The 1,786-nt window shown below is 61.3% G+C and carries 1 protein-coding gene; it reads left to right on the top strand.

Annotated elements, in window-relative coordinates; translation table 11 throughout:
- The first annotated feature begins 334 nt into the window (after positions 1 to 334).
- Positions 335 to 1,429, top strand: a complete 1,095-nt coding sequence (locus tag HMPREF3171_RS11375) for a Fic family protein (protein WP_246815381.1) — start codon at positions 335 to 337, stop codon at positions 1,427 to 1,429.
- The last annotated feature ends 357 nt before the right edge of the window (positions 1,430 to 1,786 follow it).

Raw genomic sequence — 1,786 nt, 5'->3', positions numbered from 1 at the left:
TGCCAGCGTCGTGACCAGCTGCAGCACGATAACCAGCGCAATCGTCGGCGCGTAGCGTTTTCCAAATCGCGTGGTTAAGCGGATGAGATCCACGTGGGTGCCCTTTCTGTAGGTAACCGGGCAAGTGTAGACGTTTCTGGCGTGCTGCTGCCTAAAAGACGATATCGCCTTTTGCAGGGTGGGCCACTGCAAAACCCCAGGTCGCGGTCCGGTGGTTGGTGCAAAAGACAATATCGCTTTTTGGGCTGTGGGGGTCGCTACGGTGCGCGGCGACGTCATGTCGATTTTGCATCAAAAAATCGACACGTCGCGCGGACGTGTTTATTCTTTCGACATGACCGGAAACACAGCGGCGTTCGACCCTGCGAAGCCGTACAACGATCTGCCTCCGCTGCCACCACAGCACACGCTTGAGACCGCAAAGGTGCTCAAGGCTGTTATCGACGCTCGCAGCGAACTGGCCGCCCTCAACACCGCATGCCGGTTGATCCCGAACCCGGAGATCATCACCTCCACTATCCCGTTGCGTGAGGCGCAGGCATCGACAGAGATCGAAAACATTGTGACCACGAACGATGAGCTGTTCCGGGCTCAGTGGAGCATCGATCCGGAGCCTACGCCGGCAACCAAGGAAGCGCTGCGCTACCGCGATGCTCTGCGGCGCGGCGTGGACCTGATCGCGGATAGGCCGGTGTCGGAGAAGGTTGCGGTTGAGGTGTGCTCGACCCTGCAGGGTGGGCAGGCCACGCTCCGCTCAACACCGGGTACCTACATCGGCGACCCGGACACGGGCACGCGCGCGTACACCCCACCCGAAGGCCTCGACGTGCTGCAACGCCACCTTTCGGCGTGGGAACGCTACATCTACTCGGACCACGGGTTGGATCCGCTGGTGTTGATGGCGGTGACGCATTACCAGTTCGAAGCTATCCACCCGTTTTACGACGGCAACGGCCGCACCGGCCGCATCCTCAACATCTTGTTGTTGCTGCAAGAGAAGGTGTTGTCACTGCCGGTGCTGTATCTGTCAGGGACGATCGTCGATAGGAAAGCGGAGTATTACCGGCTGCTGCGCGCGGTCACCGCGGACGGTGGGTGGGAGCAGTGGATCCTGTTCATGGTCAACGCGGTGACTGAGTCGGCCCGGAGCACAAGCTTGCTTATCGACGACCTCCGCACGCTCCAGGACACCACCACCGCCCGTGTCCGCGAAACCGGCATCTCGCCAGCAGCCGAACTGGCGGAGCTGCTGTTCGTTCAGCCGTATGTCCGCATCACGGACGTGATCGATGCGGGACTGGCGAAGCGGCAGACAGCATCGATGTGGCTGTCGCAGCTGGTCGAGGCCGGCATCCTCGAAGAACAGAAGGCGGGGCGGTCGAAGGTGTTTCTGAACACAGCAGCGCTCGAGGTGCTGACCCGACGCTAACCCCCGATATCGGGTTCGCGCTGCTGTGGCGTGCTGCTGCGCTGCTGTGGCGTGCTGCTGCGCTGCTGTGACCTGCCGTGCTGCTGTGGCACCGCGACTGCCCAAAAGACGATATCGCCTTTTACAGGGTGCGCTGTTGCAAAACCCCAGGTCGCGTCTCGCCGGTCGGTGCAAAAGGCGATATCGCTTTTTGGGCTGTGGGGGCCGCTACGGTGCGCGGGTGCATCATGTCGATTTTGTATCAAAAAATCGACACGTCGCGCGGACGTGTCGATTCGGTGTACATGACGGCGTTACTCGCCGGCGCGGGAGTGGCCCAGCATTTCCTCCCACTCGACGATCTTCTTGCGCTCACGC

The sequence above is a fragment of the Corynebacterium sp. HMSC08F01 genome (assembly GCF_001807545.1).
Lineage (GTDB): Bacteria > Actinomycetota > Actinomycetes > Mycobacteriales > Mycobacteriaceae > Corynebacterium > Corynebacterium coyleae.
The sequence above is the reverse complement of the archived record's forward strand: the minus strand, read 5'-3'. Positions and strand labels throughout refer to the sequence as shown.

What these genes read in the sequence shown, in the direction of transcription:
- HMPREF3171_RS11375 (WP_246815381.1), top strand. Translation starts at nt 335, where the DNA reads ATGACCGGAAACACAGCGGCGTTCGACCCTGCGAAGCCGTACAACGAT.